This is a genomic window from Burkholderia sp. Bmkn7, from assembly GCF_041103175.1.
Lineage (GTDB): Bacteria > Pseudomonadota > Gammaproteobacteria > Burkholderiales > Burkholderiaceae > Burkholderia > Burkholderia cepacia.
Genome location: NZ_JBGCUH010000001.1, coordinates 984,076 through 1,009,889 on the forward strand (window position 1 = coordinate 984,076; position 25,814 = coordinate 1,009,889).

28 protein-coding genes are annotated in these 25,814 nt (G+C 66.3%); 13 read left to right on the forward strand and 15 right to left on the reverse strand.

The window, feature by feature from the left end; translation table 11 throughout:
* Positions 1 to 25 precede the first annotated feature (25 nt).
* A complete protein-coding gene (locus tag AB3K92_RS04380; protein WP_059486014.1) occupies positions 26 to 217 on the reverse strand; it encodes a DUF2964 family protein in 192 nt (63 codons plus the stop codon).
* Positions 218 to 232: 15 nt separating this feature from the next.
* On the reverse strand, positions 233 to 706 hold the full coding sequence (locus AB3K92_RS04385) for a universal stress protein (protein ID WP_021157889.1): 474 nt from the start codon (positions 704 to 706) through the stop codon (positions 233 to 235).
* Positions 707 to 1,071: 365 nt separating this feature from the next.
* Here AB3K92_RS04385 and AB3K92_RS04390 point away from each other — a divergent pair, with 365 nt between their 5' ends.
* On the forward strand, positions 1,072 to 1,833 hold the full coding sequence (locus AB3K92_RS04390) for a 2-keto-4-pentenoate hydratase (RefSeq protein WP_042973772.1): 762 nt from the start codon (positions 1,072 to 1,074) through the stop codon (positions 1,831 to 1,833).
* A 382-nt stretch (positions 1,834 to 2,215) separates the two neighbouring features.
* A complete protein-coding gene (locus AB3K92_RS04395) occupies positions 2,216 to 3,628 on the forward strand; it encodes a 3-deoxy-D-arabino-heptulosonate 7-phosphate synthase (RefSeq protein WP_369464512.1) in 1,413 nt (470 codons plus the stop codon).
* 45 nt (positions 3,629 to 3,673) lie between these two features.
* Here the strand turns inward: AB3K92_RS04395 and AB3K92_RS04400 are convergent, their stop codons facing one another.
* Complete coding sequence (locus AB3K92_RS04400; protein WP_369464513.1) at positions 3,674 to 4,348, reverse strand: helix-turn-helix transcriptional regulator; 675 nt, start codon at positions 4,346 to 4,348, stop codon at positions 3,674 to 3,676.
* Between the two features lie 297 nt (positions 4,349 to 4,645).
* Between AB3K92_RS04400 and AB3K92_RS04405 the strand changes: the two genes are divergently transcribed.
* The gene (locus AB3K92_RS04405) at positions 4,646 to 6,826 is read left to right on the forward strand and encodes a hypothetical protein (protein ID WP_369464514.1); all 2,181 of its coding nucleotides are present in this window, start codon (positions 4,646 to 4,648) and stop codon (positions 6,824 to 6,826) included.
* A gap of 43 nt (positions 6,827 to 6,869) precedes the next feature.
* Positions 6,870 to 7,559 carry a DUF3142 domain-containing protein gene (locus tag AB3K92_RS04410; protein WP_369464639.1) on the forward strand — a complete coding sequence of 230 codons (690 nt, stop codon included), beginning with the start codon at positions 6,870 to 6,872 and terminating at the stop codon, positions 7,557 to 7,559.
* A gap of 42 nt (positions 7,560 to 7,601) precedes the next feature.
* On the opposite strand, the gene AB3K92_RS04415 is transcribed toward AB3K92_RS04410, so the two are convergent.
* On the reverse strand, positions 7,602 to 7,976 hold the full coding sequence (locus tag AB3K92_RS04415) for a gamma-glutamylcyclotransferase family protein (RefSeq protein WP_369464515.1): 375 nt from the start codon (positions 7,974 to 7,976) through the stop codon (positions 7,602 to 7,604).
* Between the two features lie 56 nt (positions 7,977 to 8,032).
* Complete coding sequence (locus tag AB3K92_RS04420; RefSeq protein ID WP_192387913.1) at positions 8,033 to 8,683, reverse strand: LysE family translocator; 651 nt, start codon at positions 8,681 to 8,683, stop codon at positions 8,033 to 8,035.
* A gap of 165 nt (positions 8,684 to 8,848) precedes the next feature.
* Here AB3K92_RS04420 and AB3K92_RS04425 point away from each other — a divergent pair, with 165 nt between their 5' ends.
* Positions 8,849 to 9,769 (forward strand): LysR substrate-binding domain-containing protein, encoded by a 921-nt coding sequence (locus tag AB3K92_RS04425; RefSeq protein ID WP_042973769.1) that lies wholly within the window; start codon positions 8,849 to 8,851, stop codon positions 9,767 to 9,769.
* Between the two features lie 126 nt (positions 9,770 to 9,895).
* On the opposite strand, the gene AB3K92_RS04430 is transcribed toward AB3K92_RS04425, so the two are convergent.
* From AB3K92_RS04430 to AB3K92_RS04440, 3 genes are all read right to left on the reverse strand, one after another.
* Complete coding sequence (locus AB3K92_RS04430) at positions 9,896 to 10,732, reverse strand: alpha/beta fold hydrolase (RefSeq protein ID WP_021157880.1); 837 nt, start codon at positions 10,730 to 10,732, stop codon at positions 9,896 to 9,898.
* A gap of 351 nt (positions 10,733 to 11,083) precedes the next feature.
* Positions 11,084 to 11,791 carry a pirin family protein gene (locus AB3K92_RS04435; protein ID WP_369464516.1) on the reverse strand — a complete coding sequence of 236 codons (708 nt, stop codon included), beginning with the start codon at positions 11,789 to 11,791 and terminating at the stop codon, positions 11,084 to 11,086.
* 83 nt (positions 11,792 to 11,874) lie between these two features.
* Positions 11,875 to 12,639, reverse strand: a complete 765-nt coding sequence (locus AB3K92_RS04440) for an SDR family NAD(P)-dependent oxidoreductase (protein ID WP_369464640.1) — start codon at positions 12,637 to 12,639, stop codon at positions 11,875 to 11,877.
* 141 nt (positions 12,640 to 12,780) lie between these two features.
* On the opposite strand from AB3K92_RS04440, the gene AB3K92_RS04445 reads away from it, so the two are divergent.
* The 3 genes from AB3K92_RS04445 to AB3K92_RS04455 all read left to right on the forward strand — a co-directional run bounded on the left by AB3K92_RS04445 (position 12,781) and on the right by AB3K92_RS04455 (position 14,795).
* A complete protein-coding gene (locus AB3K92_RS04445) occupies positions 12,781 to 13,698 on the forward strand; it encodes a LysR substrate-binding domain-containing protein (protein ID WP_369464517.1) in 918 nt (305 codons plus the stop codon).
* A 161-nt stretch (positions 13,699 to 13,859) separates the two neighbouring features.
* Positions 13,860 to 14,357 carry an alpha/beta hydrolase fold domain-containing protein gene (locus AB3K92_RS04450; RefSeq protein WP_369464518.1) on the forward strand — a complete coding sequence of 166 codons (498 nt, stop codon included), beginning with the start codon at positions 13,860 to 13,862 and terminating at the stop codon, positions 14,355 to 14,357.
* 33 nt (positions 14,358 to 14,390) lie between these two features.
* On the forward strand, positions 14,391 to 14,795 hold the full coding sequence (locus AB3K92_RS04455) for a nuclear transport factor 2 family protein (RefSeq protein ID WP_021157875.1): 405 nt from the start codon (positions 14,391 to 14,393) through the stop codon (positions 14,793 to 14,795).
* Between the two features lie 146 nt (positions 14,796 to 14,941).
* On the opposite strand, the gene AB3K92_RS04460 is transcribed toward AB3K92_RS04455, so the two are convergent.
* The 3 genes from AB3K92_RS04460 to AB3K92_RS04470 all read right to left on the reverse strand — a co-directional run bounded on the left by AB3K92_RS04460 (position 14,942) and on the right by AB3K92_RS04470 (position 17,829).
* Positions 14,942 to 15,688, reverse strand: a complete 747-nt coding sequence (locus tag AB3K92_RS04460; RefSeq protein WP_060156423.1) for a hypothetical protein — start codon at positions 15,686 to 15,688, stop codon at positions 14,942 to 14,944.
* 240 nt (positions 15,689 to 15,928) lie between these two features.
* Positions 15,929 to 16,729, reverse strand: coding sequence for a phosphodiesterase (locus AB3K92_RS04465; RefSeq protein ID WP_369464519.1), 801 nt, complete (start codon positions 16,727 to 16,729; stop codon positions 15,929 to 15,931).
* 269 nt (positions 16,730 to 16,998) lie between these two features.
* Entirely contained in the window at positions 16,999 to 17,829 is an 831-nt protein-coding gene (locus AB3K92_RS04470) for an oxidoreductase (protein WP_369464520.1), read from the reverse strand.
* A 94-nt stretch (positions 17,830 to 17,923) separates the two neighbouring features.
* Between AB3K92_RS04470 and AB3K92_RS04475 the strand changes: the two genes are divergently transcribed.
* On the forward strand, positions 17,924 to 18,895 hold the full coding sequence (locus AB3K92_RS04475) for an AraC family transcriptional regulator (RefSeq protein ID WP_059494068.1): 972 nt from the start codon (positions 17,924 to 17,926) through the stop codon (positions 18,893 to 18,895).
* 45 nt (positions 18,896 to 18,940) lie between these two features.
* Here the strand turns inward: AB3K92_RS04475 and AB3K92_RS04480 are convergent, their stop codons facing one another.
* The 4 genes from AB3K92_RS04480 to AB3K92_RS04495 all read right to left on the reverse strand — a co-directional run bounded on the left by AB3K92_RS04480 (position 18,941) and on the right by AB3K92_RS04495 (position 21,680).
* Positions 18,941 to 19,105: a hypothetical protein gene (locus tag AB3K92_RS04480; RefSeq protein ID WP_192499573.1), complete on the reverse strand. Its 165-nt coding sequence runs from the start codon at positions 19,103 to 19,105 to the stop codon at positions 18,941 to 18,943.
* A 36-nt stretch (positions 19,106 to 19,141) separates the two neighbouring features.
* On the reverse strand, positions 19,142 to 19,831 hold the full coding sequence (locus AB3K92_RS04485; protein WP_369464522.1) for a CoA pyrophosphatase: 690 nt from the start codon (positions 19,829 to 19,831) through the stop codon (positions 19,142 to 19,144).
* Positions 19,832 to 20,112: 281 nt separating this feature from the next.
* Positions 20,113 to 21,318, reverse strand: a complete 1,206-nt coding sequence (locus tag AB3K92_RS04490; RefSeq protein ID WP_369464523.1) for an MFS transporter — start codon at positions 21,316 to 21,318, stop codon at positions 20,113 to 20,115.
* On the reverse strand, positions 21,315 to 21,680 hold the full coding sequence (locus AB3K92_RS04495; protein ID WP_060088600.1) for a RidA family protein: 366 nt from the start codon (positions 21,678 to 21,680) through the stop codon (positions 21,315 to 21,317). The genes AB3K92_RS04490 and AB3K92_RS04495 overlap by 4 nt, the downstream gene beginning before the upstream one ends.
* A 139-nt stretch (positions 21,681 to 21,819) precedes the next feature.
* On the opposite strand from AB3K92_RS04495, the gene AB3K92_RS04500 reads away from it, so the two are divergent.
* The 4 genes from AB3K92_RS04500 (at position 21,820) to rbsK (ending at position 25,782) form a co-directional block, all read left to right on the forward strand.
* Positions 21,820 to 22,638: a TrmB family transcriptional regulator gene (locus AB3K92_RS04500; protein ID WP_059555872.1), complete on the forward strand. Its 819-nt coding sequence runs from the start codon at positions 21,820 to 21,822 to the stop codon at positions 22,636 to 22,638.
* Between the two features lie 94 nt (positions 22,639 to 22,732).
* A complete protein-coding gene (locus AB3K92_RS04505) occupies positions 22,733 to 23,590 on the forward strand; it encodes a PhzF family phenazine biosynthesis protein (protein WP_369464524.1) in 858 nt (285 codons plus the stop codon).
* 252 nt (positions 23,591 to 23,842) lie between these two features.
* Positions 23,843 to 24,520, forward strand: coding sequence for a hypothetical protein (locus tag AB3K92_RS04510; RefSeq protein WP_369464526.1), 678 nt, complete (start codon positions 23,843 to 23,845; stop codon positions 24,518 to 24,520).
* Positions 24,521 to 24,855: 335 nt separating this feature from the next.
* The gene (gene rbsK, locus AB3K92_RS04515; RefSeq protein WP_059555877.1) at positions 24,856 to 25,782 is read left to right on the forward strand and encodes a ribokinase; all 927 of its coding nucleotides are present in this window, start codon (positions 24,856 to 24,858) and stop codon (positions 25,780 to 25,782) included.
* Positions 25,783 to 25,814: the final 32 nt, after the last annotated feature.

The window sequence follows — 25,814 nt, forward strand, 5'->3', positions numbered from 1 at the left end:
GGGAGCGACGCCGCGTAACGCGTCGTCACTCCTCGCCTTTCGCGCCCGGATTGAGCATCACGACGAAGCCGGCCACGCCGACGACCAGCGCGATCGCGCCGCCGCGCAGCGCCATCGCGTTGTCGAACAATAGCCCCGTCACGACGGCCATCATCCCCACGAGCGAGACGAACACGGCGATCGCCGCGACGACGATCCGGGATTGGCGGCGTATCATTGCGCCCCCTCCGGGTTACGCGGCCGCAGCCGCTACGTCGGCATCGTCGCCGCGAATCAGCAGCACCGGACACTTCGAGCCGCGCACGAAGCGCTCGGCGACGCTGCCGAGCAGCACGCGCCGGATGCCGCGCCGCCCGTGTGTGCCGACCACCGCGAGATCGATCCCGCCTTCCTTCACGTAGCGCTGCAGGCGTTCCGAGATGTCCTCGCCGATGCTCTCCGTCTCGACGAGTTCGGCCTCGCCTTTCGCACCGGCGAGCGCGATGACCTGTTCGGCTTCGCGCAGCACCTTGCGCCCGTCGTCACGCATTTCCTCGACGAGCGCGTGCGGATCGAAACGGCCCGCGTAAGTGAACAGCACCGACTTGTCGACCACATACACGGCACTGACGTGCGCGTCGCCTGCCAGCGCGACCTTTACGGCCTCGGCAAGCGCGAGTTTCGACGAAGCGCTGCCGTCGACGGCCACCATGATCTTCTTGTACATGCAAACCTCGCTGGGGTGAATTGCCGCGCGGCTGGGTGCGCGCGGCCTGTCACCATCATCGGCGGACGGCAGGTTCGAATGTTGACGGCGATCAAGCGAGTGCCCATGCCGGCAGCGACCGGCCGACGCAGGGCGCGGCACGCGCGCCGGAGCCCGCACCCTTGTGCGTCTTCGCGTATGCGGCGCGCGATACGCGTGCCTGTCGAACCCGCCGGCGCGCGACGGAATCCGCCGAGCCCGCGGCGGCCGCGCGCCGCCCGCGCGCACCGGAATCGAGCGGTCACCATGCCGAAGGCGCTATCATCGGATGTGCGACTTTCGTCCGGCCCTTATTTGCCGGCCCACTTTCAACTCGCTCAACCGACATGACAACGACTACCGAACGCGTGGACGGCGCCGCCCAGCATCTCGTCGCCGCCCGCCATGCCGGCTCGCCCGGCCCGCTACTGCCCGATGCACTGCGCCCCGACGACATCGACACCGCGCTCGCGATCCAGCAGCGCGTGGCCGACCTGCTCGGCGAACCCGTCGGCGGATGGAAATGCGCGCTGCCGCCGCCCGACCGCGTGATCCTCGCACCGATCTTCGCGTCGACGATCCGCGAGGCCGATGCGCCGTACCGCGTCGTCGGCGGCCCGATCGTGCGGATCGAACCGGAAATCGCGTTCGTGCTCGATCGCGACCTGCCCGCGCGCGAACAGCCGTACGACGAACAGGACGTGCGCGACGCGATCCGCGAGGTGCGCATCGTGCTCGAGGTGCTCGGCTGCCGCTATGCGGAGCCCGCGCGCGCGTCGAAGTTCGAGCTGCTGGCCGACGGGCAATTCAACCAGGGGCTGTGCGTCGGCCCGGTCGTGCCCGACGGGCTGAACGTGCCGCTCGAGACGCTGGCGCTGTCGTTCGAAGGCGCGCTGAACCGCACGATCGACGGCCGCCATCCGGACGGCGATCCGCTGAAGCCGCTGGTGTGGCTCGTCAACTTCCTCGCATCGCGCGGCGACCCGGTGCGCGCCGGGCAGATCGTGACGACCGGATCGTACGCGGGCGCGATCGACGTGCCGCTCGGCGATGCGCTGACGGTTCGCTTCGGCGAGCTCGGCAGTTTGTCGGTGACGTTGACGGCCTGATGCTCGCGGCGCGCGGGCCCGGCTGACCGGCCGGCCGCGGTCGCCAATCGCCGCCGGCCGGCCGTTCAACCATCCCTGGAAACCATCCCTGGACGACGTGACGTCCATGACAAACCGCAGCAACTCACACAGAGTGACTCCGATGGGTGAAACGACGGGCCCGTTCGACGCGGGTGTGGGCACACCGCGCGACCACACCCTGACCATCGAGACGCTGACGAAAGACATCGCGCGGGACTGACACCGCGAGCACTCGTGCTCCGCGCCGGCGCGACTGCCCTGCCATCCGCTCTTTCGGCCACACCGTGATAACGTTGCACATCCCCGCGCACACCGCGCCCCACCTCTTGGCATGCGCACCGCTTTCACGCCGATATCGAACATGTCGCTGACACCGCTTCCCGCCCTGCTCGACGAAACCCTGCGCACCGTCGTGCGCCGCTACCGGCTGCCGCCGCTCGACAGCGCGTCGTCGCCGGCCGACGCCGCGAACCCGGCCGCTACGCTTGCGATCGTGATCGAGGAAGCGCGCAGGATGCGCAGCGACGGGCACACACCCGACGCGGCGCTGCGGCAGCGCTTCATCGACGCCCTCGCGCGGATGATCCGCGATGCGATGGATACGCATTCCGGCGATCCCGCGTTTCAGGCCGCGGTGCTGCGGCACGATGCGCCGAGCGTGCGCGAATACGCGTCGTTGTCGGCACACGCGGAGCAGGACCGTCGCGCGCTGCACTCGGCCGTCAACGCGATCGCGCACCCCGCCAAGCTCGAGCGCAGCGCCCGGCCGTGGCAACGCGACGGGCTCGCGCGGCTGCATGCGGCCGCCACCGGCGCGTCGTGGGCCGATCTGCACGACACGCTGCGGCACCTGCTCGCACTGCCCGACATGAAGACCGACCCGGCCTTCGAACAGGACATCGTCAAGCTGAAAGACAGCCCCGCGCTCGAACGCCTGCTGCGCGTCGACGCCCTGGCATCGGACGAGCACGTGCGCCGCTACCGTGCGCTGTGGGTCCGCCAGGGCCCGCTCGAAGGCAGCTCGGTCGCCGTTGCACAGGGCGTCGCATCGCAGCAGCGCGGCGCAGCCGTCGAAGCGCTGGCCGCGCAGGCGCTCGACGCGCTGGCCCGCAGGCTCGACGCCGTCGACGCACGCCGCACGTACCGGGTGGTGACGTCGATGCGCGTGCCGTCGTCGATACCGGGCCGGCACGATCGCGCGAAAACCGAATGGGACGCGATCCTGCTCGAACGCCCTCGCGGCGACGACCCGGCGCCCGCGTGGAACGTGCGCTTCCTCGTCGAAGCGAAAGCGTCCGCGGATGCCGCGACGACCGATCTGCCGCGGCTGCTGCGCGGCCTGACCCTGCTCGCGCAGGCCGACCCGGACACGATCTATTCGTTCGAGACGCACCAGGGCACGGTGCGCGTGCACGGCGCGTCGCTGCGGGCGCTGACGACCGACGACGCCGCGCTGCAACGGGAAGTGCTCTATTGCTGCGATGCGTCCGCGGACGCGACGCCGCGCCTGCTGGGCGCCGCGAGCCGGATGCAGTTGCTGTCGGCGCAAGCCAGCCTCGAGTACGCGAGCGCGCTCGCGCAACAGCCGCATACCACCCCTGACGGCCTCGCCGTCGTCTGGCACGCGCTGCTGACGATGCCGCAATGGCATGCGGTGCTGCACCAGTACCCGTCGTTGCGGCAGGTGCGCGAGCTGATGGTGGCGATCGACGACTTGCGGGCCGCGATCGACGAGGTCGATGAAGGCGGCGCGGCCAGCAGCGTGTACGCGTGACGCACGAAACGAGCCGCCGCGCGGCGTCCGGAACGCGCGGCCCGCTCAGTTGGTGAGCACACCGAACGGCAGCGTCCATCCTGCCAGCCGCCCGCCATCCCCCCATCGATCGCCGGCCGCATCGCACGGCAGCAGAATCGGCGCGGCCGCGCATTCGAGCGTTTCCTTCGGCGTATGGCCGAACTCCGCCTTGAACAGCCGGTGGAAATACTTCTCGTCGGGAAAACCGTGCGCCCACGCGATTTCCGCGATGCGCTGATGCCGGCGCTGCGGGTCGCCGAGCACGTGGTACGCGTGACGCAGCCGCCGCCGCGTGATCTGCCGCATCACGCCGCCGTCTTCCTTGAACAGCTGGTAGAGCCGCGCTCTCGACACGCCGATGTCGCGGCAGATCCGGTCGGGATCGAGGTCGGGCTCCAGCAGATGCACGTCGATGTAGCGGCGGACCCGCTCGGCCAGCGCCCCGCCGATCGGGCCGCGTGCGTCGTGCAGCGCCTGTGCCGTCGGGGCGACGGCCGCGGCGAGCAGCAGCAGCATCGACTGGACGATGCTCGGGATCTCGTGCGTGCGCAGATTCGGCAGATTGCGGAACAGCGACAGCATGTGGTCGCCGAGCAGCCGCCCGACGCCGCTCGTCAGCGTCTGCCCGTGCGCCTGCGCCGCATGGCTCGGCAGCAGGTACCTGGGCACGAAAACCGGCATCCGTGCGCCCTCCGTCATGATCGGCTCCATCGTGCGGATCGATGCGAACACCGCCTTCGGCAGACCGCCCCCGTCCGGCAGCGAGGACGCCGACCGACGTCTGTCGTCGAAGGTCCGTCGCTGCCGGCTGCATCTTAATTCAGGCGGTCCGGATTCAAGGTGGCGATGCGTCCACACTGAGTGGACTTCCATTTCGCCGGCCCGCCTGCGCGCGCTCGCGGCCGGGGCCGCGGGTGCGGTACGATACGCGCCGGGGCGAAACGCCTCACCTGAGAGACCCGGCCTCTGCGGCCCCACACCCGGCACAAGAAAAAAATGCCCAGAAACCCATTTCTGCACCGACACCTGTTCGCCGCGCTGGCGGCCGGACTGTTCTGGATTCCGGCTGCCCATGCCAGCGGCGACGATGGCTGCTACGCGCCCACCACGCTCCGGCAGACCGCCTACTCGTGCGCCAACGTGCCGATGCTGAGCCCCGCGAACGACACGCGCATCAACGCGATGCTGATGATGGTCGACAGCGCCAAGGTCGCGCAGGCGTTTCCGGACCCGAAGACGATCCCCGCGAAAGACCGGATCAACCAGATCATCGTGCCGTTTCCGATGGACTTCTCCGGGTGGATCTACATCGGGCAGAAGGAGCCTGACGCGACCGCCAAGGCCGGCAACGCGGCGGATAGCGACGCATCGTCGAACCGGTACGCCGACGGCGAAGGCAGCATCTGCCGCAGCATGAACTCGGGCGCCGACGCGTTCAACGACGCACTGGGCGGTGCCAGCGGCCTCCCCGCCGACGAAGCCGCACGCCTGCGCGCGGCCCGTGCCGACATCGCGCAGAAGACCTGCAACGCCGGCGGCGCGAGCGCCGCGTGGACGAAACCGCCGGTCAAGTCGCCGCTCGGCCAGCAGTTCGCCGCGTACCTCGACGGCACGAACGCGTTCTACCGCGCCGATTTCCTCACCGCGACCCGGGCCTTCGCGAACGCGTCGCACAGCGCGAACCCGTGGCTGAAGGAAACCGGGCTCTACATGGCCGGGCGCGCGCAGCTGAACGCCGCGCAGGCCAACGTGTTCGACAACGACAACCCGACGCCGTCGCTCGGCCGCGTGACGAAGGTGTCGCTCGACGCCGCGAATACGGTGTTTCGCACCTACCTGAAGATCTATCCTCAGGGACGCTACGCGACCTCCGCGAACGGGCTGTTGCGGCGGGTCGCATGGCTCGGCGGCAACGTCACGCAGCAGGCCGACCTGTACGGCCACGCGCTCGCGCGCTGGTCGCCCGCGACGTCGAACGTGCCGCTGATCCAGCTGGCGAACGAACTCGACAGCAAGCTGCTGTTCGGCTCGGAATTCGACGCGCGCCAGATCCAGTCGCCGACCGTGCTCGCGACCGTCGACCTGCTGCGCATGCGCACGTCGGACAACAGCGATTCGAGCCGCAGCAAGCCGCTGACCCTGGACGAACTGCAGGCGCAGAAGCCGCGCTTCGCGAACGCGCCCGCGCTCTACGACTACCTGCTCGCGACCTGGTATGTCCAGATCGGGCACAAGCCGGACGCCGCGCTCGCGTTGCTGCCGCAGGCGCCCGCCGAGCCGCTCGACTACTTCGGCCTGAGCCAGCAGGCGCTGCGCGGGTTCGCGCTGGAGGATAGCGGCCAGGCCGACAAGGCGCGCCAGCTGTGGCGCGACCTGATCCCGCTCGCGAAATTCCGCTACCAGCGCGAGGCGCTGGAACTCGCGCTCGCGATCAACCTGGAACAGGCCGGGCTCGTCAACGATGCGTTCGCCGACGATTCGCCCGTGCAGAACGCCGCGATCCGCGCCGTTCTGCTGCGGCGCGCCGCCAATGCGGACCTGCTGCGCGCGCAGGCACAAAACCCCGCGGCCGGCAGCGCGCTGCGCGACACCGCGCTGTACACGCTGTTGTACAAGGAACTCACGCGTTCGCACTACGCCGAGTTTATCGCCGACGCCGCGCTGGTGTCCGGCACGCCTGCCGATCCGTTGAAGCCGTTCGTCGCGCCCGGCGCGAAAAACGAAGACGGCTACACGTGCCCGTCCGCGCGCGACATCGCGGCGACGCTCCAGCAGAATCCGGCCGACGCGAAAGGGTTGAACTGCCTCGCCGATTTCGTGCGCGTCAACCCGCTCACGGCCAACCTCGAAGGCGATGCGGTGCCTCCGTGGATGCGCAACGCGTCGTCGGCGACCGCCGCGCGCGTGCCGCCGACGCTCGGCGCGGCGCCGTCGCAGTTCGCGGGCAAGCCGTACGAGCGGATGTCGAGCTACGTGACGGTGATGGCCGATACACAGGCGAACCCGAACGACCGCGCGTATGCGTACTACCGCGCGATCAGGTGCTATGCGCCGGCAGGCTCCAACGAATGCGGCGGCAAGGACGTGCCGAAGAACGTGCGCAAGCGCTGGTTCGATACGCTGAAGGCCAGCTACGCGGGCAGCCTGTGGGCGCAGAAACTCCGCTACTACTGGTAAGCGCCGCGTGAAGCGTGTCGCGATTGTCGCGTATGTCACGTGTATGGCGCTGCTGCTGGCCGGACGCGTCGCGCAGGCCGGCACCGTCGATGCCGCGCAGTACGACACGTTCTGGCTGTGGGCGGGCGTGAAGCCGCAGGCGGTCGTGCGCGGCGCCCGCGCCGTCTACGTGCTGCAAGGGCAGATCGAGGCATCGCCGCGCGACGAGTCGCAAGTACGCGTGATCGCGCAGGGCGTCGCGCTGCCACCCGCGCCGCATGCGCGCGTGTGGCTCGTCTATCGTGCGCATACGCTGCGCTGGACGCCGCGCGTCACGCAGATCATGCTCGCGCAACTCGAACGCTGGCGCGCGTCGGGTCGCACGATCACCGGTATCCAGATCGACTTCGATGCACGCACGCGCCACCTGCAGGACTACCTCGAATTCCTGCGGACGCTGCGCGAGACGCTGCCCGCCGATTGCCGGCTGAGCATCACGGGGCTGCTCGACTGGAGCAGCCGCATCGATACCGACCAGGTCAACCAGCTCAGGGGGATCGTCGACGAAGTCGTCGTGCAGACCTACCAGGGCCGCCGCACGATCCCCGACTATGCGGACTACCTGCCGCGCGTCGCGCGGCTGCAATTGCCGTTTCGCATCGGCATCATCCAGGGCGGCGCATGGGATGCGCCGCCCTACCTCGCGGCAAACCCGTGGTTCCGCGGTTATGTCGTGTTCCTGCGCAACGGGTAGCGGAAAACACGCGACGACGTCGATCGTTCCCGTGCCCCGGATTCACTCCCGGCGCGGCGAACCCGCATCCACGTACACCCACGCGCTGACGCCCGATTCCAGCACCACGCGATCGCGGCGATACGCGTCGACTTCGTAGTCGTCCGCGTGCTGCAGTTCCTCGCGCGTGATCGCGAACACGGTGCCCGTGACGCGGTCGCCCGGTCGGCCGGTATAAGCCACCACCGGATGATGCGTCTTCCCGCTCGTCGCGACCACCTCCGGATCGTCGATCTTCAGCATCATCATCGCGTAACCGGGCATCGCATCCTCGCGACCGTCGAGCCTGCGGCCGAAGGTGGCGAGCTGCACCGGTTCGAGTTGCAGCGTGCCATAGGAAAAGAGGTGCTCGGAGAAAGTCGGGGCAGTGCTGGACATGATTGAACTCGACAAAAAACAGGACAAGCGAAACGTCACGCAGATCGTCCGCTGGCTTACGCACCGCCCGCGATCGCGCCGCCGAGCCCGGCAAGCGCAATCACGAGCAGCGCACCCGCCGACGAGGCCGTGATCCATCGTTGCTTGCGGTGAATCAGCGGATGGTTGATCGCGGCCATGTAGCCGGTCATGATCGTGAAATCGACCGCGATCCACAGCAAGGCCAAGATGGCCAGGCTCACGCGGGAATCCGGCGTGATGCCGACGAACTGCGGAAAGAACGCGACGAAGAACAGCAGGTCCTTCGGGTTCGCGATGCCGACGAGAAAGCCGCGCACCACCCCCGGCAAGCGCCACGCCTGCGACGCCGGTTCGCCTGGCGCGGCACCGTTGGCGTCGCGCGTACGGCCGGCGCGCCATTCGCCGAGCAGCGTCCGGACGGCCAGCACCGCGATGAAGACGCAACCCGCCACGTGCAACCCCGTGAGCAGGCGATCGCTGACGAGCACGACGCCGAACACCATCAGCATCGCCCCCGCGATCATCACGAGGCTCGCGGCATTCGCGCCCACCGCGGTCAGCATGCCCTGGCGGAACCCGCGCCGCGCGACGGTGCCGACCACGAGCATGACGACGGGGCCGGGCGTCGCGATGAGCAGCACGATCGCGGCGAGATAGGCGAACAGCAGCGGGTAATGGAGTGCCATGACAAAAAGTTGTTTGATGGATCGACGCGCGTGCGCGCTACGATGGCATCATCGGGATTCAGCGCGGCGGATTGCACGGTTTTTTGCAGTATCGCGTGCCCGGTCCGCTGCTGAAAAACGGAAAATCCTGTCGAATGACATGAGTTTTATTCATATTCAAGCCCCGTGAAGGCCAAACCGCTCCCCCCTGTCTACGCGTTGCGCGCATTCGAAAGCGCCGCGCGCACCGGCTCGTTTACGCTTGCCGCCGAGGAACTGAGCCTCACGCAGAGCGCGGTGAGCAAGCACGTCAGGACGCTCGAGGCCTACTTCGGCCGGAAACTGTTCGTCCGGCGCGGCCCCAGGATGACCGTGACGGCGGAAGCGCAGATCTTCGCGTCGGGCCTGCGGCGCGGCTTCCGGCAGATCGAGGAAGCCTGCATGCTGTTCCAGTCGCAACGCGACGTGCTGCGGCTCAAGGCGCCGTCCACGCTCACGATGCGCTGGCTGCTCGACGCGCTGGCCGCCTTTCGCGACACGCGGCCCGCATTCGAGGTGCAGATCGCGAGCGTGTGGATGGATGTCGACACCGTCGATTTCTTCAGCGAATCTTACGATTGCGCGATCCTGCTCGGCACGGGCAAGTTCGGCGAGGCCACGCAGTGCGTGAAGCTGTTCGACGAATGGCTGATTCCGGTGTGCTCGCGTGCGACCGCGACGGTCGCACGCACGAATCCGGCGGCGTGCGAGCTGATCCACCCGTCGCCCGACCGGCGCGACTGGCGCCGCTGGCTCAAGGGCAGCGGCCACGACCTGGACGTGGACATCACGCGCGGGCAGGTGTTCGACATGCTCGAACAAGGCATCGCGGCGGCCATCGCCGGCCACGGCATCTCGATCGGCGATCTCGCGCTGTGCGCGACGGCAATCGACGAGAAGCAACTCGTGCTGCCGTTCAAGACGGCCGTCAATACCGGCGACGCGTACTACCTCGTCTGGCCGGACGACTCCGGCAAAGCCGCACAGGTGCGCGAACTCCTCGCGTTCCTGGAAGGCCGGATGCCGCGCCTGACGTTTCCGGGCATCCGCTTCAACGGGCCGGGCTGAACCCTGCGGCCGCCTGGGCGACGGGGCAACAGGCGCTGACGGGCGCTACCGGCCACGGTTACCGGGTGCCGCCAGCCGTCCAAAAACGACGCAGCCCGCGAAGCGGGCTTGCGTCGAGCGTCACCGTTACGCCTGCACGAAAGCCAGCAGGTCGGCGTTGAGGACGTCCGCGTTGACCGTCAGCATCCCGTGCGAATAGCCCGGATAGGTTTTCAGCGTGCCGTTCTTCAGCAGCTTGATCGACTTCAGCGCGGCATCCGCGATCGGCACGATCTGGTCGTCCTCGCCATGCAGCACGAGCGTCGGGACGGAGATCGACTTCAGGTCTTCGGTCTGGTCCGTTTCCGAAAACGCCTTGATGCCTTCGTAATGCGCTTTGGCGCTGCCTTCCATCCCCTGCCGCCACCAGTTCCGGATGACGCCCTGATGCACGGTTGCACCTTCGCGGTTGAACCCGTAGAACGGGCCGCTCGGGACATCGAGGAAGAACTGCGCGCGATTGTCGGCGAGCGCCTTCCGGAAGCCGTCGAACACCTCGAGCGGCAAGCCTTCGGGGTTCGAATCGGTTTTCAGCATCAGCGGCGGCACCGCGCTGACCAGCACCGCCTTCGCGACGCGGCCGGCCGGCTCGCCGTGCTTCGCGACGTAGCGTGCCACTTCGCCGCCGCCGGTCGAGTGACCGATATGCACCGCATTGCGCAGGTCGAGCGCTTCGACGACCGCGAACGCATCGGCCGCGTAGTGATCCATGTCGTGGCCGTCCGACACCTGCGCCGACCGGCCGTGGCCGCGCCGGTCGTGCGCGATCACGCGGTAGCCCTTCTGGACGAAGAAGAGCATCTGCGCATCCCAGTCGTCGCTCGACAGCGGCCAGCCATGGTGGAACATGATGGGCTGCGCGTCCTTCGGGCCCCAGTCCTTGTAGAAAATCTCGACGTGATCCTTCGTTGTGACGTATGGCATCGCGATGCTCCTGTGACGTGGATGAACATGGCACTCTGGCCGGGAGCCATTATCGGACAGTATTGTTAAACGATGACGCCACGATGCAAGCGAGCGTCGGCAATCGGGTCAACATGGGCGCTGCCACGAAGGGCGAACGATGGGGCTGCGTCAACTGTATAAGGCTGGAATGGGCCACACAGACGGCGTCAGATCGGCTGAGTCAGTTCGGCCGACCTCCGCCACAGGCAACGTCGGTATCAACGTCTGCAGTTCACCCCAAAACAGCCACCCAACGCTCACAGGCGCGTTTTCCCGAATGCAGAAACAGCAATGAATGGGGCTACGGCACGCCCTGATGGAGCCGTTGTCCTAGCGTAAGAGCTCGACAATCACGACATCGGTGTCGTCTCGCGCCCTCAACACGAGCCGCGTTTCATTGCGAACGGCAATGCCATCGCGTTGCGCCAGCCTGATCGGCCCTACGTCCAGTCGCCCATGATCCGCAACCAGGTAAGCCGAACCGGGCATCGGCAAAACGTGCTGCATTGCCGTGCCTTCGCGCAGCGTCGCGATACGCAAACGTGCGTCGGCGTGAATGGGCAATGCGCCGGCGCGGACATCCTCCGGATCGCCGCTCGCCAGCGTAACGAATCGGCCCTCGCGACATCCGGGCGAACAGACGCGCGTCGCGCAGCGCGGTGTACCGGCAGGTATGTGCGGACGGAGCCAGACCTGGAACTGCCGCGCGGGTATGTTTTCCTCGTTGCGCTCGGCATGATGGATCGCCGTGCCGGCACTCATCACGTGGACGCAGTTGGCAACCAGGCGCGCGCGATTGCCCGCATCGTCTTCGTGCGTGATGGCCCCCGAACGTACCCACGTGACGATCTCGACGTCGCGGTGAGCACGAAGCCCGAGGCCCGCCTGCTGCGCGAATTCGATGTCGTTCCACATATGGAGCGGACCGAGCGGCGTATGGTCGGTGCGCCCGACGTCGCCCGCGCGGAAATGCTGGCGGACATCGACGCCGTCGCGCCGGATTGCGTCAAGCGAAGGAAATGGCCGATGTTCAATCATGACGATGCTCGATTCGAGTGCGCCGGGCGTGGATCGCGATCGCCGAAGACCGCGTCCACCACACCCCGCGCGGTCAGCCTGGCTCAGATCTGCTGCTGGCCGCCGTCGACGAACAATTCGATGCCGTTCACGAAGCTCGCGTCGTCCGAGGCCAGGAACAGCGCCGCGCCGGCGATCTCTTCCGGTTCACCGAGGCGCCCCATCGGAATCAGGGAAGCCAGGTAATCGGCAAGCCCTTGCCGTTGCGTGGCGTCGTCACCGGCGAGGTCGAGCAGGCCGGGCGTGCGAGTCGCGCCCGGGCTGATCGTGTTCACACGGACGCGGCGCTCCTTGAGGTCGAGAATCCAGCTGCGTGCAAAGGCACGCACCGCCGCTTTCGAAGCCGAATACACACTGAACGCCGCGGTGCCTGCGCTACCCGCCGTCGAGCCGGTGAGAATCACCGATGCGCCCTCGGCAAGCAGCGGTAGCGCCTTTTGCACCGTGAACAGCACGCCCTTCACGTTTCGGTCGAAGGTGTCGTCGTAGTGCGCTTCGGTGATGCTGCCGAGCGGCAGCATCGAGCCGCCGCCGGCGTTCACGAACAGCACGTCGACGTGCCCCTGTTCTTCCTTGATTTGCGCATACAGCGCGTCGAGCTCATCCAGCCTGGTGGAATCCGAACGTACGCCGGTCGCCTTGCCGCCGGCTTCGCGAATGCCCTGCACGGCGGCATCGAGTTCGGCCTGGCGGCGGCCCGTGAGATAGACATGAGCGCCTTCCGCCGCGAAGCGTTGAGCGGTGGCGAGACCGATACCGCTGGTTGCGCCGGTGACGAGTGCGATCTTGTTGTCGAGTTTGCGTGCCATGGTGATTCTCCTTGCGGTTGGTAAGTGGGTCACTGCGTTCGGTGTTGCGTGTTGCGATGTGTGGAGAATATCGACGGCCCGATCTTTTCGAAATAGAATTAATCGCAATCAAACGTTGCACAAATGAAATGATGAGGGGAAATGGCTCAACTACCTGATTTCGAGGGGCTGGCGATGTTCGCGAAGGTGGCCGAGCACGGGTCGTTTGCGGCTGCCGCGCGTGCGACGGGGGTGTCGGTCGCCACGGTCTCGCGCGGTGTCGCTCGCCTGGAAGAGCGGTTGGGCGCACGGCTGTTCAATCGCACGTCACGCCAGCTCTCGCTCACCGAGTTCGGCCGGACAATCAGCGAGAAAGCCGGCGAGATCTATCGACAGGCCGAGGAAGCGGAAAGCTCGGCGCGCGAAATGTCGATGCAGCCACGCGGGCTGGTGCGTCTGGCCGTGCCGATGTCGTACGGGCTGCGCTGGGTTGCGCCCCTGCTGCCGGGCTTCTTTCGCGCTTATCCAGAGGTGTCGATCGACCTGCATCTGTCGGATGCGTCGGTCGATCTGGTCGCCGATGGGTTCGACGCCGCGCTGCGTATCGCCGCGCTTCCGGATTCATCCCTGGTCGCGCGGCGGTTGTGCGCAGTGACGCAATTCGTGGTGGCGTCGCCCGAATATCTGAGGCGTGAAGGACGGCCCACGCATCCGCGCGAACTGGCGGATCGTCCTTGTCTCTCGTACGCGTACCGCGCGCGTAGCGCTGTATGGCGCTTCACGAACGACCGAGGCGAGGAGGAACCGGTGATGCCGACGGGCCCGCTGCGCGTGACCAATTCCGATGCGCTGCTGCCGACGCTGCTCGATGGCCTGGCGATCGCCGAGTTGCCTGAATTCATCGCGGGCGAATATCTGGCCGATGGCCGCCTCGAGGCGATCCTGACCGACTGGTCGCTGACGAAGGGCGGTCTTTATTTCGTTACGCCGTCGGCGCGCGCGCGGCCCGCGAAAGTCGCGGCGCTGTCGGATTATTTTGCCGAGCACCTTTCCGAGCCAACATGGCGGTGGCCGAAATGATCCACCTGCGCGGTTGATCAGCCGGCGTCCATCGTTGCATTCATGCAATGATGGATTTCAAACGATTCTATTTCGACAATAACGTCCGATCCGTATTCTCCTTTCCACCGGCTGCAAGACATTACGTCGCAAGCCACTCGACCAGGCAAAGGAGAATCACGATGAACACGCAAGTCTCACCGAACACGCCCGATACCGCGACGGTTGCCTTCCTCGACGCGCTGAACAGCGCCACCGGCCCGGCACTCCGCTTCCAGGGCCTCATGTGGCCGGTGGCCGACCACGCATTCGACAATGCCTCGTATGACGCCTTCGCCAATGGCTACTTCCTGAGCCGCGACATGACGAAGTGGTTCTGGAATGCGTACACGACCGACGAAGCCGAGCGCAACGAACGCTATGCGTCGCCGCTGCGCGCCTCGCTCGACGAATTGAAGGGCTTGCCGCCCGCGCTCATCCAGACGGCGCACTTCGACGTGCTGCGCGACGAAGGCGAGGCATATGGGTATCGGCTCGACCAGGCGGCCAACGACGTGACGACGACCCGGTACAAAGGCACGATCCACGACTTCGGCCTGCTCAACGTGCTTGCTGCCGACGCACCGACGCGCGCTGCCGTGCAGCAGATGGCGACTGCGTTGAAGACGCGTCTGCAATGAATCGCATCCTTTCACGCCTTTATCGAGCCGATCATGAACAACGCCAAACAACTGCTTTTCGCTTACCTCGAATCGATTCGTGACCCACGCGCGGCCGGCGCACTGTTTGCTGACGACGGCGTGCTTGAACTCCCTTATCTGAAGTCGCTTGGCATTGACGGGCGAGCACAGGGGCCAAAAGCGATCGAAGGCTTCATCGCCTCGCTGCTCGCGAAAGTGCCGGATTTTGCGTTCCGAAACGTGCGGCTGCTGATCGAAACGCCTGAGCAGGTATTCGCCGAATATGAAGTCGAAGCGCTCGTTCCATCGACGGGGAAAATCTATCGCCAGTTGTACGCAGGGCGGCTGGTGGCACGCGACGGCAAAATCCTGCTGTTGCGCGAAGCACTGGATACGATGGCTGCGGCACACGCATTCTCGACGGCGCAGCCCAATTGAAGAGATGACGATGAAAGGCCGCTCGATCAATCGAAGCGGCCTGCCGATGTTTCATCCCGGCTGGTCGAACGCGGCTGGCGGCCGCACTACAACGCGCGAGCGGCGCAGTTCGGCCCGGAGCGGACAGCGCGCCTTTCCCGAAGCAGTCACTCACTGTGACGTTGTAGGTGGCGATTATTCAACGCCTCGAGAAATGAGCCGGGTATTGGTTGCATCTCGCCGTCAGGCCCTATCACACGAATCTGCGGATCATTGACGGCAACTTGCAGCCCCGGCGGCAAGGCAAAGAATTTGATCAAATCGGGTCTATCTACGCCCAATTGATAGAGCGAAATTCTGATGAATTGCCCGGGATTCTGCAAACCAAGTTCATCATTCAAATCTGTGAGCGACCAACCAGAGTCTGTTTCATGAGCGAGATCACGAGTCAGCAGTACACGACATGCGCTCTTGTATTCGGCGTGCACAACTGCACTTTGCCGTAGCGAAGGAAAGTCAGGTTGCAGATCCGTGGCGACGCTTCCGACCACGTCCTTCTGATTGCGCAGGTGCATCAGCGTGCTGTTGACGGAATCGATGAACCTGATCGGAATCTCCTTCATATCGGGTTCGGTGATGCGCAGTGTGTCTGTCGCCCCTCCATCGAGCATCGTTAGCATCCAGCCGATCTGCAGGGTCTCGCCCGCGCGGAATCGCTCGCCGTCGGCGACACGCTGCTCAAGGAAGCGTAGCAGCCAACTGATGTCCTGATCGGGGATTGCACCGTTGGTGACCTGAATCTGGAATTCCGGATGGGCAAACCGCTTGCAATCAACGGTTCTATGAATAGAATCGGTCCGCTGCTGCGCAGCTTGTTTCGAGCCGATCGATCGAAATAGCGAGCGAAAAAGCATAGTTCACGTTCTTGGGTGGCAGGCGATTGTCGCCCATCCTGACCATGATATCGGAGGTCCAATGCTGACCGGAAGTCGCCGGTTGGCGCTCGGTGCGGCTCGACCGGCGGTAGGCAACCCGTTGCGGAGCTTGGCGTCGAAAGTCGAGATGTCTGATCAGTGGTAACAAGCGGTCGCCGCCTGCCTACAGCATGCGAATGCCTCGTACGTCATCGACCGCTGTGTACTTGACGAGGGCGCTTACGCGAAGGGGAACGGGCCTTCGAAATGCCCCACGTAACACAAGTGGGAGACCGCTGACTGACCGCGACCTGTCCAGCGATGGAGCATGTATGCAGGTGGTTCGAGAAAAGAAGCGGGCTGCGCGTCCGCTTCAACGCGCAGCGCAATCTGGGTGGTCGTGCTCGGGCAGGTGAGTACCGGAACGCTCCCAAGACGCGTCTGCATTGACCGGTGGACGTGCCCGGCAAGAATGCGATCTACATTGCTATGCCGCGCAAGAACCCTGGCAAATGCATCCGCATTTCGCAACCCGTAGATGTCCAGATAAGGAATGCCGGTCATGAACGGTGGATGGTGCATGACGATAACCACGGTTCGACTGCGATGCTCGGTAAGTTCACTGTCGAGCCACGCCAAGGTTTCGGCGTCCAGTTCGCCGTGATGTAGTCCAGGAACGGAGGTGTCCAACGCCACGACGCGTAGTTCGCCCACGTCTAGCGCGAACGAGAGTGCACCCTCGTTCGGAAGCCACGCGTGATCCGAGAACGCGGCTCGCAAATTGCCACGGTCGTCATGATTACCCGGCAGAACCACGAACGGTCGCCTCAACTCGACAAGCAATTCGCGAAGTTTTTGATACTCGTCTTCGGTGCCCTCGTCCGTAAGGTCGCCTGAGATGACAATCAGGTCTGGCTCAGGTCGAATGCGGTTCAGCGAATCGACGGCTGCCGAAAACATGACATTTGAGTCCACAGCGTCTTGATATAGGACACCGTGAGGCCGGACATGAATATCCGAAAGTTGTGCGATGACCGTCATTCAGCGCTCCGTTGAATTTGACCTGCCGGTACATGGATCACAGAGATTTTGGGGCAGACAAAATTCGCCCATCGACAGAGCCTTTCTGTGGCAACGATCTTGCTCCACGCGCTCCCAATTGTGCGTCCGGGTGGCTGATTCGGGATGACACGCAGGCGCTGGGTGATGAAGCACGAAAGACCGCTTCTGCGCCGATCCCCCCTGACGAAGCAATCCCACACCCGACCCGACGCCGACTGCCTGACAGCTCACATCTCGACTTACGCCCTTCAACCATCCGTCGAGACCGTCATCGCCTCCCACGCCCGGATTTCCTCGTCCAGCGCCGCGAGTTTGCCGCGCACGAGCCGCAGCGCATCGCTGCCGAGCAGCAGATGGGCCGGCGGATGTTGTGCCGCAACGACGGCGAGTATCGCCCGCGCCGCTTTCACCGGATCACCCGGTTGCTTGCCGCTCTTCTCCTCGCGCGCCTGGCGAATCGGGTCGAAGATCGCGTCGTAATCGGCGATCGAGCGCGGCGTGCGCATCATCGACCGGCCGGCCCAGTCGGTGCGGAACGAACCCGGCGCCACGGCCGTCACCGCGATGCCGAACGGCTCGAGTTCCTTGCCGGCGGCTTCGGAAATGCCTTCCAGCGCGAACTTGCTGCCGCAGTAGTAAGCGATGCCCGGCATCGTGATGTGGCCGCCCATCGACGTGATGTTGAGGATGCGCCCGCGCCGCCGCTCGCGCATGAACGGGACGACCGCCTTCATCATCGCCACCGCGCCGAATACGTTCACGTCGAACTGCCGGCGCATCTCCGCGAGCGGCGCTTCTTCCATGATCCCTTCGTGCCCGTAGCCGGCGTTGTTCACCAGCACGTCGACGGGCCCGACGTTCGCCTCGATTTCGGCCACGACACCGTCGATGCGATCGAAATCGGTCACGTCGAGCACCCGCGCGAATGCCCGCGCGGACAGCGCTTCGAAAGCCTGCGCCGCCTGCGCGCTTCTCACGGTGCCGACCACCGTGTGACCTGCCGCGAGCGCCTCTTGCGCGAGCGCGCGGCCGAAGCCGCTGCTGACGCCGGTAATGAGCATGAGGTTTGCGGATGCCATGTGAGCTTCTCCCGAATGTCGATTGGAGCGTGCATACTAGTCTGACGAACTCCGTCGAATAAGCCCGATTCCGCTGATTTTCTTGCACAAAACTATGAGCCTCGAGCCAGCCTCTGCCCAATCCCTGTCGCTGCCGCCGCGCGACCGAAAGCGCCTGGTGACGCTGCTGCGCGCGCTGGCGCCCGACGAAGGCTACAACCTGACGGCACTGCCGAGCGTGCGCATCCTGCGTTCGAACCGCGCGCTGTCGCGCACGCCGGTGCTGTACGACCCGGGCATCGTGATCGTGTGCCAGGGCTGCAAGCGCGGCTACTTCGGCGGCGAGCGCTATCTGTACGACGAGCATCACTACCTGGCGGTGTCCGTGCCCGTGCCGTTCAGCATGGAAACCGACGCCACGCCCGAGCGCCCGCTGCTCGCGCTGTATCTGCACCTCGATTTCACGATGGCCGCCGAACTCGCGGCACAGATCGACCGCGAAGGCATCGCGGAGCCCGTGCAGGCGCCCAGGAGCATGATGTCGACGCCGATGGATGCAACGATGCACGCGTCGGTGCTGCGTTTCGTCGAGGCGATGGGCCGGCCGCTCGATGCCGCGGTGCTCGGCCCGGCGCTGCTGCGCGAGTTGTATTTCCGCGTGCTCACCGGTGCGCAAGGCAGCGCGATGCGCAGCGCGCTGGCGATGCGCGGGCAGTTCGGCCGGATCGGCCGGTCGCTGCGCGTGATTCACGCCGATTACGCGCAGCCGCTCGACGTGCCGCAACTGGCCGACGCTGCCGGCATGAGCGTGCCGAGCTTTCACAGCCACTTCAAGGCAATCACGCAGGTATCGCCGATGCAGTACCTGAAGTCGACACGCCTGCATCAGGCGCGGTTGCTGATGGTGCGCGAGGACCTGACGGCGGAGGCGGCCGGCTACGCGGTCGGTTATACGAGCCCGTCGCAGTTCAGCCGCGAATTCAAACGCCTGTTCGGCCTGACGCCGGCGAAGGAAACGCAGCGCATGCGCGAGAGCTTCGCCATTCCGGCGGCATTCGACGATGCGGTGTTCGTGTCGTCGCATTGAATCGGGTACCGCGCCAGGCCCGCGCGCCGCATGTCGTCGGCCACATCAGGCCCGCTGCCGATAGATGCGCGCGACGCTCGCCAAGAACGACAGCGCGGCGATCGCGCTGTCGAGTGCGGACATGAATACGCCGACCAGAATCGCGACGGCCGCAAAATAGCGGCGACGGATGTCGAATCCGTCGTCGCCGAACGCTTCCGCGATCTCCATGAATCACCCTTGCCGGACGCAGGCCCGGCGCATGAACTAGTCGCGACGCGCCGGCTCGCCGTGCGTAGCATCGCGTGCCAGGCCCGCGAGCGAATTCAGGATGAAGGCCGTCACGCCCCAGATGTCCTGCGTCTGCTCCGCCCAATACCACGCGCCCATGCGTTCGCCGTCCGTGTATTGGCGCGGCAGATCCGGATTCAGCAGCGCGGCGAACGGAAACTCGAAGATTTCCGCGACTTCCGCGGGCGCCGCCTCCCAGGTCGCCGTTTCCGGCACGATGCCGATCACGGGAAAGATCGCGTGGTGGCGCTTCCTGGTTTTATGGATCGGCAAGCTGCCGACCACGCGGACCGCGCCGGGCGCGAGACGGATCTCCTCGAACGCCTCGCGCAACGCGGTCGCGCCGATATCGCGGTCGGCTTCCGCCGGGCGTCCGCCCGGAAAGCTCACGTGCGACGAGTATTCGCTGAGATTCGACGCGCGCCGGGTCAACAGGATCGTCGGTTCGCGCCGCGCGACGATCGCGACCAGCACCGCCGAGAATTTCCACTGCCCGTCGTTGTCCGCGAGGAATTGCTTCGCCGTCGCCCAGTCGGTGCCGGCAGGAATGCCGTGACCTTCGACGCCACGGACGATCGCTTCCAGCGCGGCCTGCGGCGAGCCGGCTTCCGCGTGCGCGCTTGCCAACCCGGCGCCGGTATTCACGACGCCTCTGTCTGGTTCCATGTCTGCCTCCTGCATGCGGCACCTGCACACGCTGCACGACACTGAACCCGACACGTGTTGCATGGGCACGGCGTCGTTGTGGTCATTCCGATGAACGGGTGTTCGCATGCGATCGCAAACGACACGCGCGGGTGCGCAACTGCCTGCTCCGGCTTAAAGACATCCGCTTCCGTTGCGGATGATTGAATGCCGAAACCCGATCGCCGTCGATCAACGGAGAAACCGATCATGCACGAAAAAGCGGGATTCCGTTCGACCTCGCGCGCACGTCGCGTCCTCGCTCAGGCGACGGATGTCGGCTCGCTCCGCGCATCGATGCGCGCCGATGCGGTACCGATCCACCCGGCCGCCGCGATGGCCGCTGCCGCCACGATCATCATCGCGCCCCACCCGACCCGCGCGTTGAGCAGCCCGGCCGCGACGGCACCGCCGGCACCGGCCGCGTAGTACAGCGTCAGGTACGCTGCGCTCAAGGCCCCGGCCCTGGCCGGCTGAATCGCGACGACACGCGTCTGGTTCGCGACCTGCGCGGCAAAGCAACCGGCATCGAACAACGCCAGCCCGGCAGCCAGCCATCCGGGACGTCCGAGCGCAACGGCAAGGAGCAAGGTCGACACGGCCGCTACGACAAGCCCGCCCCGGATGACCGCGCGATCGCCGAATCGATCGGCGAGTTTACCGGCAACGCGCGTCACGCCGAGGCCCAGCACGCCCGCGAGACTGTATGCACCGATCGCGGCGGCACCCAGGTTATACGGCGGCTCGGCCAGACGAAGCGCGAGCCCCACCCAGACCAGGTTGAACGCGAAGAACCACAGCATGCCGGCGCAGGTACGACGCCTCAACGGCGCACTGTCGCGCAGCAAACGCGGAATCGCACCGATCGCGTTCGCACGGCCGGGCAGCCCTTCCGGCCGGCCGCCCGGCAACAGCAGAGCACCGCCGACGGCGGCCAGCGCAACGCATCCGGCCAGCACGAGCAACGCGCCGCGCCATCCGCACCATTGCGACAACACGCCGCCCGCGAAACGGCTCAGCAGGATTCCCGCGGAAATGCCCGCCGACACGGCTCCCATCGCCACGCCGCGCCGTTGCGGATCCGCGTGTTTTCCGGCGACGGCGCTGCATTGGGCCGCCACCGTCGTTGCCGCGCCCACCAGGAAAAACGCGGCGTCGAGCACGAACGGCCCGGGCGACAACGACGCGCACGCGAGCAACAACGCGAGCGCGCCCATCTGCATCGAGACGAGCACGCGCGGGCTGAAGCGGTCGACCAGCGGCACCAGCACGGCGAGGCCGACCAGATAACCGAGCATCGTCACGGACGCGAGCGCCGCCATGCGCGACGCCGCCACCCCGAACTCGCTCGCGATCGCCGACAGCGACGGCTGCAACGCATAGCCGTTGGCGATCGCCACGCCGGCCGCCAGCGCAAGCACGGCCGTCGCGGTGCGGGACAGCGGCCCGCGGTTGCCGGCGTCGGTCATGCCGCGGCCCTGACCGCGATCGCCTCGACTTCGACCAGGATCTCCGGATCGACGAACGGAAGCGCATGCACCAGCGAAAACGCCGGCCGGATTTCGCCGTAGATCTCCCCGTGCGCGCGTGCGGCGGCTTCCCAGTTGTCGAAGTCCGCGACCACCAGGCGGCTCTGGACGACGTCGGACAACGAGAACCCGCTGTCCGCCAGCACCCGGTCGATCGTCGCCAGCGCATCGCGTGTCTGCGCGTACACGTCCGCGCCTTTGCCGGCCGTCCCCGAAATGTAGATGGTGTTGTCGACGACCACCGCGCGCGAGTAGCCGACCTTGGGCTCCCACGGGGAGCCGGTGCTGATCCGTTTTCGCATGTTGAAGATCTCTCCAGTCAGGTTGAGAAGCGTCGCCTACTACTTGGGTAGTAAGTTCGAGCGATTGTATACTACTCCAGTAGTTAATCAAGCAGACCCATGCAAGTCGCCGTGGGCGCAAGAGCCGGAGCCGATACACATGAGCGAAAACACGGAGCTGATCACGTCGTTGATCCGGCTTGGATTCACCCAGTACGAAGCGCAGGCCTACGCGGCCCTCGTCGGGCAGGCCGCGCTGACGGGGGCGGAAGTCGGCCGGCGCGCCGGCATGCCGCCTTCGAAGATCTATGAAACGCTGGGTCGCCTGGAGGCGCGCGGTGCGGTGCTCGTCAACCGCTCCGAGCCCGTCCGCTACGCGGCCGTGCCCCACCGGTCGTTGCTCGAGGATTTGCGCAAGCGCTTCAATGCGGATCTCGAAACGGCCGCGGGCGCGCTCGACCGGCTGCCGGTTCAACAGGAGCCGGGGCTCGTCTGGTCGCTGAGCGGGCGGGAAGCGATCGCCAGCGCCTTCGCGCGCGTCATCGTCAATGCGAAAACCCAGATCTTCGCGGGCGTCTGGGACGAGGAGATCGACGCCCTCGGGCCGCTGCTCGAGGCCGCCGCGGCACGCGGCATCGACACGCACGTGGCGATTTACGGCAATCGCACGCTCAACGGGCCGCGCCACTACGACATGGCCAAATGCGGTGCCAGCGCGCGGCTCAGGCTGTCCGGCCGCCGGCTCGCCGTCGCCGTGGCGGACAACACCGAGGCCGTGGTGGCGGAATTCGGCGATCATTCGCCCGATCACGCCACCTTGACGACCAACCCGGTCATTGCGCTGCTCGCGGTCGAGTACATCAAGGCCGACGTGAGCGGGCGCGTGTTGATCGACGCGATGAGCCCGGCGGAGTACCGGAAAGTCCTGAAGCATCCCGACATGCAGGCGATGCTTGCGCCGCTCGACAACGCGAGCTGACCCATGCGACCCTGCACGGCTGCCCGCGCGGAGTGCATCGCGCGGCGCGCACTCCACCCCGGTACGTGAATCACCACACTGACGCGAGCGTCCAATGACCGCCTATGCCTTCCGCCTGCTGAACGTATTCGCCGAATCGACGTTCGGCGGCAACCCGCTTTGCGTATTCGAGGATGCACGCGGCATGGACGACGCGACCATGCGGGCGCTCGCCGTGCAGTTCAACCTGTCCGAAACGACCTTCGTGCTGCCGTCGGAGCGCGCGCATGCGCGGGTTCGCATCTTCACGCCGGGCTACGAGATGGCCTTTGCCGGCCATCCGACGCTCGGCACCGCGCATGTCGTGCGCGACCTTCTGGGCGCGGGCAACGAACTCGCGCTCGAATTCAAGGCCGGCGTGGTCGACGTCGGCGCGCACGGCGACGTGTGGACGTTTACCGCGCCGCATGCCGGCATGCCGAAGACGGCGGCTTGCGAGTTGTCCGATGCCCGGACGGCGGCCCTGCTGGGGCTGACGGAAGACGACCTGCTCGCCCCGCCGGTCTGGATCGATACCGGCGCCGACCAGTTGCTCGTCGCGCTGAAAAACCCCGCCGCCGTGCGCCGCGCGCAGCCCGACAGCGCGGGCATCGGCGTCTGGCCGACCAGCAGCCTCGGCCGCAAGACCGCGTATGTATTCGCGTTCGATGCCGAGCGGCCGGGCACGGTGGTGTCGCGTTACTTCTTCGTGAAACAAGGCAGCGTGTCGGAAGACCCGGGGACGGGATCGGCCTGCGCGAACCTGGGCGGGTGGCTGCTTGCGATGAACCGCGACCTGCCCGCCGCGTTTCAGGTCGAGCAAGGCGAAGCCGTCGGTCGGCCTTGCCTGCTGCGATTGTCGGTCAGTGCAGACGGCAAGATCGGTGTCGGCGGGCGCGTGATCGAACTCGGGCGCGGCGTCGTCGACGTGTAGGGGCGCCGGGCGGAAATATCGTCGCGATCTTCAGCATCGCGCTGCGCGCGGGCAACCGGTTGCGATGACGAACCGGCCGCTACCGTCCGGCCACCGCCGGATCGGAAATGCGGTGCGGCCGCCCCGCCCGCCACGCCGCGATATGCCGACGACAAGGTCGCGGCTATCGCCGGATCGATACGCAGCAAGCACGGCATTCACCGCCGCGTTTGTTATGCTGCGCGCATCGCCAGCCCGAGCCGATCGCCGCTCATGAACGCCCTCGCCCCCTACCTCGCCCGCACGCTGCACGCCGCCTGCGATACCTGCTTCGGCACGGCCGCCGTCTGGCCGCTCGTCGAGCACGCGTATAGCGAACCGCAACGCCACTACCACACGCTCGCGCACCTGGCCGAGCTGTTCGCGCATCTCGCACCATATCGCGCGGAACCGCTGTGGCCGGCGATCGAGCTTGCGGTATGGGCGCACGACTTCGTGTACGCAACGACACTGCCGGATCATGCGGACAACGAAGCACACAGCGCGCAATGGCTCATGCAGGTCACGAACGCACACTGCAGCGCATCCTGGTTGCGTGCGCACGCATCGCATGTGTCCGTTGCGCACGATCTCGTACTCGCGACGAAATCGCACCGGCTGCCCGATGCGTTCGCGTCCGCCCCGGACGTGCAGCGTGCCGGCCGGCTTTTTCTCGACGCGGATCTCGCGATCCTCGCGGCCGCGCCCGATCGACTGCGCGAATACGATCGCGCAATCGCATGCGAGTGGGCACAGGACCCCGATGCGCCGTCGGCTGCATTCCGCGAGGGTCGCAAGCAGGCGCTTGAACGCCTGCGCGCGCAGGCCCCGCTGTTTCAATCGGCGGAATTCGCGCCGCTCACACCGCTCGCGCAGCGCAATCTCGATACGCTGATCGCCGAGTACGCGTAAGCGCCGGGCAAGAACACGCGAAAGCGCCCGCATCGCCGCCGCCGGATCGGTCGAGCCGGCCCGTCACGTCACGCCCGGCGACTCTCCCCACACCCGAACGGCACTCCGCAGCGCCGGGGCCCTGCCGCGTCGAATTCATCCGACATCCGACGGCAAAACCGGCCAACACGTCGATTTCCCCGAGAAGCCGCCCCATCCGCATCGCGCGCCGATGCGTAACCCTTCAAACATCATGTGATTGCATTTTCACATCCAATGTGATTTTATTATCACATCGTGCATGCCGTCGCCCACCACCCGCGCGGCGCACCCCCCATACCAAGGAAGAGACGCAGATGGAGACAATCGCCGTTATCGGCAGCAACATGGTCGACCTCGTGACCTATGTCGCACGCATGCCCGCCCGGGGCGAAACGCTCGAGGCGCCGAATTTCGAACTGGGCTGCGGCGGCAAGGGCGCGAACCAGGCGGTCGCGGCCGCCCGCCTCGGCGCGCGTGTCGTGATGGTCACGAAGGTCGGCGACGACGTATTCGCCGACAACACGATCCGCAACTTCGCGCGCGAAGGCATCGACACCACGCACGTGCGCAAGGTCGCTGGCGTACCGAGCGGCGTCGCGCCGATCTTCGTCGAGCCCGATTCGAGCAACAGCATCCTGATCGTCAAGGGTGCCAACCGCCACCTGACGCCGGCCGACATCGACGCGGCCGCGCCGCAGCTCGCCGAATGCGCACTGATCGTGCTGCAACTCGAGATCGAGCTCGACACCGTCTATCACGCGATCGAATTCGGCGCACGCCACGGCATCCCGGTGCTGCTGAACCCCGCGCCCGCGGTCGCCGATCTCGATTTCGAGCGGATCCGCACCGTCGAATTCTTCGTGCCGAACGAAACCGAGCTCGCGATCGTGTCGGGCATGCCGGTCGATTCGCGCGACACTGCGGCACGCGCCGCCGAAGCGCTGGTCGCGCGCGGGCTGAAGCACGTGCTCGTCACGCTCGGCAGCGACGGTTCGCTGCTGGTCTCGCGCGACGGCGTGCGGCACGTGCCCGGCGTGCCGGTCGACGCGCGCGACACGACGGGCGCCGGCGACGCCTATATCGGCTGCTTCGCGCGCTGCTACGCCGCATCGCGCAACGCGCTCGACGCGATGCGTTACGCGTCCGCGTATGCCGCGCATTCGGTCACGGGCCTCGGCACGCAGAAGTCGTACGCCGACACCGCGACGTTCGAACGCTTCCTCCGCGACGCCGGCATCTGAACGGCGCCTTCATCGACGAGACAACCAGGAAG